Source organism: Pseudomonas sp. 05N434 (genome assembly GCF_056396965.1).
Genome location: NZ_JBFTMK010000434.1, coordinates 1 through 6,421, shown reverse-complemented (window position 1 = coordinate 6,421; position 6,421 = coordinate 1). Strand labels below are relative to the sequence as shown.

Sequence of the window (6,421 nt, the reverse complement as noted above, 5' to 3'; positions counted from 1 at the left end):
GGGCGATTCGAACAACAACGGCAGCCGACACACGTCGAGCGCCAACACCCCCCGCAATATCTTTTCGTATCTGCCCATACAAAAAAGCGCGCCGTTGGCGACGCATAACAATCTCAGGTGGAGCGCAGTCATGGCCTTTGTGCAGCTTGAAAACCTCGGCAAACGATATGGCGAGATCGACGCAGTCGTCGCCACCAACCTGTCGGTGGAAAAAGGCGAGTTCGTCTCACTGCTCGGCCCCTCCGGCTGCGGCAAAACCACCACCCTGCAAATGATCGCCGGCTTCGTCGAAGTCAGCAGCGGACGCATTGTGCTGGACGGTCGCGACATCACCCACGCCAAACCCGCCAGCCGTGGCCTGGGCGTGGTGTTCCAGAGTTACGCGCTGTTCCCGCACATGACCGTGCAAGACAACGTCGCCTTCGGCCTGCGCATGCGCAAAGTACCCAACGGTGAGTTGCAGCAACGGGTGGACCGGGTGCTGAAACTGGTTCGCCTGCACCAGCACGCCGAGCGTTACCCGCGAGAGCTTTCCGGCGGCCAGCGCCAGCGTGTTGCACTGGCCCGGGCGTTGGTGATCGAGCCGCCGGTGTTGCTGCTCGACGAACCGCTGTCCAACCTCGACGCCAATTTGCGCGAAGAGATGCAGTTCGAAATCCGCCGCATCCAGCGTGAAGTCGGGATCACCACGCTGATGGTCACCCACGACCAGTCCGAAGCGCTGTCGATCAGCGATCGGGTGGTGGTGATGCAGGCCGGGCGCATCACCCAGATCGACGCCCCTTACACCCTCTACGAACACCCGCGCACCGAGTTCATTTCCGGGTTCGTCGGCAAAGCCAATCTGCTGCCCGGTAAGCGAGATGGCGCCGGCGTGGTTCAGGTGTGCAACACCGGCAACGGTGAACTGACGTTAAGCCTGCGCCCGGAGAAAATCGATCTGCGGGAAAAAGGCCATGGCCGTCTGCAAGGCAAGATCGCCAGCCGCTTCTTCCTCGGCAGCCAATGGTTGTACGGCGTAACGACAACCCTGGGCGAACTCTGCGTGGTGCGCCGCAACGACGGCTCGGCGCCACTGGCCGAAGGCACGGCGGTCGGCCTCGACTGGGACGCGGCACTGCTGCGGGTGCTGAGTGTCGACGAGGTGTCGGCATGAATACGCTCGCCGCCATCCGTCAGGGACGCCAAGGGTATGTGCGTGCCCGAGGCCTACATCCTCAGTCGCATGGGCGCACCGTGGCGTTCGATTTTCCTGATTCTGATCCTCACGCCGCTGCTGATTTCGGTGGTGGTGCGGGCGTTCGGCTGGAGCCTGTTGCTGGGCGCCGACGGGCTGGTCAACCAGACCTTGCAAGCCTTCGGTGGCTCGCCGATGAAGCTGCTCTACACGCCGTTCGCAGTGGTGATCGCGCTGGTCCACGTGATGCTGCCGTTCATGATCATTCCGGTCTGGACCTCGCTGCAAAAACTCGACCCGGCCGCCGAGCAGGCTGCGCTGTCACTGGGCGCCAGCCACTTCACGGTGATACGCAAAGTGGTGTTGCCGCAGGTCATGCCCGGCGTGCTCTCCGGCACCTTGATCGTGTTCGGCCTCGCGGCCAGTTCCTTCGCCATTCCCGGCCTGCTCGGCGGACGCCGGCTGAAGATGGTCGCCACGCTGATCTACGACCAGTACCTGTCGGAGCTGAACTGGCCGATGGGCGCCGCGATTGYCGTGGCCCTGCTGTTGCTCAACCTGCTGATCATGCTGTCGTGGAACCGAATGATCGAAGGCCGCTACAAGAAGTCATTGGGATAATTCGTCATGTCCAGAAACGGTCCTTTCGCCCTGCTGTTCCATGCCCTGGTGGTGCTGTTCATGCTCGCGCCGCTGGTGGTGGTGTGCCTCGTCGCCTTCACCCCGGAAAACACCCTGAGCCCCCTGTTCCTGTCGCCGATCATCATTCCGCACCTGGTGCTGGGGGTGGCGTTGCTGCGGTTGTTTGCGCTGATGGGCGTCAACGGCAGCTTCGCCTGGCTGATCTTCGCCCATGTGCTGGTAATCACGCCGTATGTGTTGCGGCTGGTATTGGCGTCGGCCATCGGCCTGGACCGCAGCGCCGAACACGCCGCGCAATCCTTGGGCGCCGGGCGCTTCACGCTGTTCCGGCAAATCACCTTGCCGATGATTCTGCCGGGGGTCGCCGGTGGCTGGCTGCTGGCGTTCATCAACAGTTTTGACGAGGTCACGTTGTCGATCTTCGTCACCTCGCCGGCCACGCAAACCTTGCCGGTACGCATGTACGTGTACGCCACCGAATCCATCGATCCGATGATGGCGGCGGTGTCGGCCCTGGTGATCGCGCTGACTGCGCTGACGATGATTCTGCTCGATCGGGTCTACGGCCTGGATCGGGTTCTGGTGGGTAAACAATGAGGGCGCCATGGCTCTGCTGAAACGACTGGCCGAAGGCGACCGCCCGGCCCTGGACTTTACCCTCGACGGCGTGCCTGCCAGTGGCTTGCTCGGCGACACCCTGCTGACCGCCGTGCTGACCTGCAGCGAACACCTGCGCGGCAGCGACTTCAGCGCCGAACCCCGCGCCGGCTTCTGCCTGATGGGCGCCTGCCAGGACTGCTGGGTACGCCTGGGCGATGGTCGCCGGGTGCGGGCCTGCTCGACGCAGCTTGAAGCCGGCCAGCAGGTCAGCCGCGAACCGGGGCGCTCGGTATGAACGCGGTGGTGATCATCGGCGCCGGCCCCGCCGGGATTCGTGCGGCGCAGACGCTGGTGGCGCATGGCGTGCGCCCGGTTCTGCTGGACGAAGCCGCACGCGGTGGCGGGCAGATTTATCGGCGGCAACCGGCGAACTTCAAGCGCTCGCCCGTCAAGTTGTATGGCTTCGAAGCCCCCAAGGCCAACGCGCTGCATCAAACCATCGACGCACTGCGCGAACAACTCGATTACCGCCCCGACACGCTGGTATGGAACGCCGAGGCCAACGCACTCGACACTTTGCACGAGGGCCGCGCCATGCGCGTGGCGTTCTCTCGGGTGATTGTCGCCACGGGTGCCACCGACCGGATTCTGCCGGTGCCGGGCTGGACGTTGCCGGGGGTGTACAGCCTCGGCGCGGCGCAGATCGCCTTGAAGTTTCAGGGCTGTGCCATTGGTGAACGCGTGGTGTTCGCCGGCAGCGGACCGTTGCTGTACCTGGTGGCCTATCAATACGCCAAGGCCGGTGCCAACGTGGTCGCGGTGCTCGACAGTTCGCCGTTCAGCGCTCAGGCCCGCGCCCTGCCCGGTCAGTTGTCGCAACCGGCTACCCTCGCCAAAGGCCTCTATTACCGCACCTGGCTGACCACCCACGGCATCCCGGTGCATCAGGGCGCCAGCCTGTCAGGCATCGATGGCCAACAGCGTGTGCAATCGCTGATCTGGCGCAACGCAAAAGGCCAACATCGAATCGACTGCGACGCTGTCGCCTTCGCCCATGGCCTGCGCAGCGAAACCCAACTCGCCGATCTGCTGGGCTGCGAATTCACCTGGAACCCGCTCAACCGCGCCTGGCTGCCACAGCGCGACAGCGCCGGGCGCAGCAGTGTCGCCGAGGTGTACCTGGCGGGTGACGGCGCCGGCATCATGGGCGCCGACGCGGCGGAAATGGCTGGCGAACGGGCAGCCCTGGCGCTGCTCGAAGACAGCGGTTACCTGCTCCCGCCGCAACGTGCCACCCAGCTGGAACAGTCGCTGAAAGCAATCGGCAGATTCCGCCAGGGCCTTGAGCGTGCCTTTGCCTTCCCCGAAAGCTGGGCCACCGACGCTGCGGATGACCTGATGATCTGTCGCTGCGAAGAAGTACGCGCCGGCGACATCCGCCAGGTGGTGCGCGAAGGTCATTGGGAGATCAACCGGGTCAAGGCCCACTGCCGGATCGGCATGGGTCGCTGTCAGGGCCGGATGTGCGGGGCCGCCGCCGCGGAAATCATTGCCTGCGAAAGTCAGCGTTCAGTAGCCGACATCGGTCGGTTGCGGGCTCAGGCACCGATCAAACCCTTGCCGTTCGGTCTGGAGGTCGAGCCATGATCGAAGTCGAGGCGGTCATCATTGGCGGTGGCATTGTCGGGGCCTCCGCCGCCCTGTTTCTGAGCAAGGCTGGCCGACGCGTAGCGCTGCTGGAACGAGATTTTTGCGGTTCGCATTCCAGCGGTGTGAACTATGGCGGCGTGCGTCGTCAGGGCCGGCCGCTGTCGCAATTGCCGTTGTCGCAACGAGCTCATGAGATCTGGGGGCAGCTGCCACAACTGATCGGCATCGACGGTGAGTACCAGCGCAGCGGTCACCTGAAACTCGCCCGCAGCCTCAACGATCTGCATGCCTTGCAGGATTACGCCGCCAGCAGCCAGGGGTTCGGCCTTGATTTGCAGCTGTTTGATCGCGATGAGTTGCGCGCACGTTTTCCGTGGGTCGGAGACGTCGCGGTCGGTGCTTCGCTGTGCCCGGACGATGGCCACGCCAACCCGCGCCTGGTGTCTCCGGCGTTTGCCCAAGCGGCACGTCGGCATGGCGCGCAGGTGCATGAGCAATGCGCAGTCACGGCGGTGGACCACGATGGTCAGCGCTTTCGCGTCAGCACTCAATCCGGCCTCGAACTGCGCGCCCCCTGGCTGCTGAACTGCGCCGGCGCCTGGGCCGGCAACCTTGCCGCGCAATTCGGTGAAGCGGTGCCGATGCATGCCGGGCACCCGGCGATGCTGGTCACCGAGCCGTTGCCGCTGGTGATGAATGCCAGCACCGGCGTCGAAGGCGGCGGCATCTATGCCCGTCAGGTCGCGCGGGGCAATTGTGTGTTGGGCGGCGGTCAGGGCTTTGCCCTTGATGGTGCCCGCGCCCGACCTGGTCAGAGCGCGGTGATCGAGATCCTGCGTCAGGCCGTCGAGCTTTACCCGTTTCTTGAAGGCGCCCAGGCGATTCGTACCTGGAGCGGCACCGAAGGTTATTTACCCGACCGCCAACCGGTGATCGGTCACAGCAGCACCCAACCCGGTCTGTTGCACGCATTCGGCTTTGCCGGCGCGGGCTTTCAGATCGGGCCTGCGGTGGGCCAGGCGCTCACCGAGATCATCTGTAGCGGCGCGTCAAAGACGCCGCTGGATGCGTTTTCCATCACCCGGTTTCACTCCATCTCCGTAGCTTGATAGAGGAAGGTCGCGCCAATGAATAACCTCAAACGCACTGCACTACTCGGTTTGTCCTGCATGAGCGCCCTGCTCACGGTCACTCAGGCCCACGCCGAACCGACGCTTTACCTGGGCATGAACGGCGGGACCATGGAGCGGCTCTACGCCGACAAGGTGCTGCCGGCTTTCGAGAAAGCCAATAACGTCAAAGTGGTGATTGTGCCGGGGACCTCGGCCGATATTCTGGCCAAGGTCCAGGCCAGCAAAGGCAACCCGCAATTGCACGTGATGTTCCTCGACGACGGCATCATGTACCGCGCCATTGCCATGGGCCTGTGCGACAAACTCGAAGACAGCCCGACCCTGGCGCAGATTCCGCCCAAGGGCCGCATCAAGGATCAAGCGGTGGCGGTCAGCCTCGGCGTTACCGGGTTGGCGTACAACACGCGGCTGTTCAAGGAAAAGGGCTGGAACGCGCCGACCTCCTGGATGGACATGGCCGATCCGCGCTTCAAGGACAAACTGGTGTTCCAGTCGATGGCCTCCTCGACCTTCGGCCTGCACGGTTTCCTGATGTTCAACCGGATTCAGGGCGGCAGCGAGACTAACGTCGAACCGGGGTTCAAGGCCTGGCCGAACACCGTCGGGCGCAACGTGCTGGAGTACATTCCGAGCTCGGCGAAAATCTCCGAAATGCTCCAGACCGACGAAGCGGCGCTGTTCCCGCTGACCCCGACCCAGGTTACCGCGCTGAAACTCAAGGGCATGCCGGTGGAATATGCGCAGCCGAAGGAAGGCTCGGTGGTGCTCAACGTGGCCGAATGCGCCATCGCCAACAACACCCAACCGGAACTGGCGCAGAAACTCGCAGCCTTCTTGCTGACGCCTGCCGCACAGGCTGCGGCGCTTGAAGACGGCGATCAGATTCCGTCGAACCCGAATACGCCAACCACCGACAAGACCCGCGGTCAGGTCGAGGCAATGAAACACTATCTGGAAACGGCGATTGCCATCGATTGGGATCAGGTCAACGAACAGCGTCCGACGTGGAATGACCGGTGGAATCGCAGTATCGAGCGCTAACCACGAAGATCAGGTGAGAGGGCTTTTGTGGCACGGGAGGAAACACTATCTGGAAACGGCGATTGCCATCGATTGGGATCAGGTCAACGAACAGCGTCCGACGTGGAATGACCGGTGGAATCGCAGTATCGAGCGCTAACCACGAAGATCAGGTGAGAGGGCTTTTGTGGCACGGGAG

6 protein-coding genes and 1 pseudogene are annotated in these 6,421 nt (G+C 63.6%); all 7 read left to right on the top strand.

All coding sequences use genetic code 11. The annotated features are described in order from the left end of the window. Positions 1–130 precede the first annotated feature (130 nt). Entirely contained in the window at positions 131–1,156 is a 1,026-nt protein-coding gene (locus tag AC1DLB_RS22655; protein WP_477743724.1) for an ABC transporter ATP-binding protein, read from the top strand. A gap of 42 nt (positions 1,157–1,198) precedes the next feature. Beyond that, a pseudogene (locus AC1DLB_RS22650) lies at positions 1,199–1,798 on the top strand (ABC transporter permease); the annotation flags it as partial. Positions 1,799–1,804: 6 nt separating this feature from the next. Further along, positions 1,805–2,416, top strand: a complete 612-nt coding sequence (locus AC1DLB_RS22645) for an ABC transporter permease (protein WP_477785680.1) — start codon at positions 1,805–1,807, stop codon at positions 2,414–2,416. A 7-nt stretch (positions 2,417–2,423) separates the two neighbouring features. Beyond that, a complete protein-coding gene (locus tag AC1DLB_RS22640) occupies positions 2,424–2,714 on the top strand; it encodes a (2Fe-2S)-binding protein (RefSeq protein ID WP_018925441.1) in 291 nt (96 codons plus the stop codon). After that, positions 2,711–4,066, top strand: a complete 1,356-nt coding sequence (locus AC1DLB_RS22635; RefSeq protein ID WP_477785679.1) for an FAD/NAD(P)-dependent oxidoreductase — start codon at positions 2,711–2,713, stop codon at positions 4,064–4,066. The genes AC1DLB_RS22640 and AC1DLB_RS22635 overlap by 4 nt, the downstream gene beginning before the upstream one ends. Continuing rightward, positions 4,063–5,178: an NAD(P)/FAD-dependent oxidoreductase gene (locus tag AC1DLB_RS22630; RefSeq protein ID WP_477743726.1), complete on the top strand. Its 1,116-nt coding sequence runs from the start codon at positions 4,063–4,065 to the stop codon at positions 5,176–5,178. Before AC1DLB_RS22635 ends, AC1DLB_RS22630 begins: the two co-directional genes overlap by 4 nt. An 18-nt stretch (positions 5,179–5,196) precedes the next feature. Then, positions 5,197–6,243, top strand: a complete 1,047-nt coding sequence (locus AC1DLB_RS22625; protein ID WP_018925438.1) for an ABC transporter substrate-binding protein — start codon at positions 5,197–5,199, stop codon at positions 6,241–6,243. The last annotated feature ends 178 nt before the right edge of the window (positions 6,244–6,421 follow it).

Coding starts and splice junctions, on each gene's coding strand:
- AC1DLB_RS22655 (WP_477743724.1), top strand. CDS start 131: ATGGCCTTTGTGCAGCTTGAAAACCTCGGCAAACGATATGGCGAGATC.
- AC1DLB_RS22630 (WP_477743726.1), top strand. CDS start 4,063: ATGATCGAAGTCGAGGCGGTCATCATTGGCGGTGGCATTGTCGGGGCC.
- AC1DLB_RS22640 (WP_018925441.1), top strand. CDS start 2,424: ATGGCTCTGCTGAAACGACTGGCCGAAGGCGACCGCCCGGCCCTGGAC.
- AC1DLB_RS22645 (WP_477785680.1), top strand. CDS start 1,805: ATGTCCAGAAACGGTCCTTTCGCCCTGCTGTTCCATGCCCTGGTGGTG.
- AC1DLB_RS22625 (WP_018925438.1), top strand. CDS start 5,197: ATGAATAACCTCAAACGCACTGCACTACTCGGTTTGTCCTGCATGAGC.
- AC1DLB_RS22635 (WP_477785679.1), top strand. CDS start 2,711: ATGAACGCGGTGGTGATCATCGGCGCCGGCCCCGCCGGGATTCGTGCG.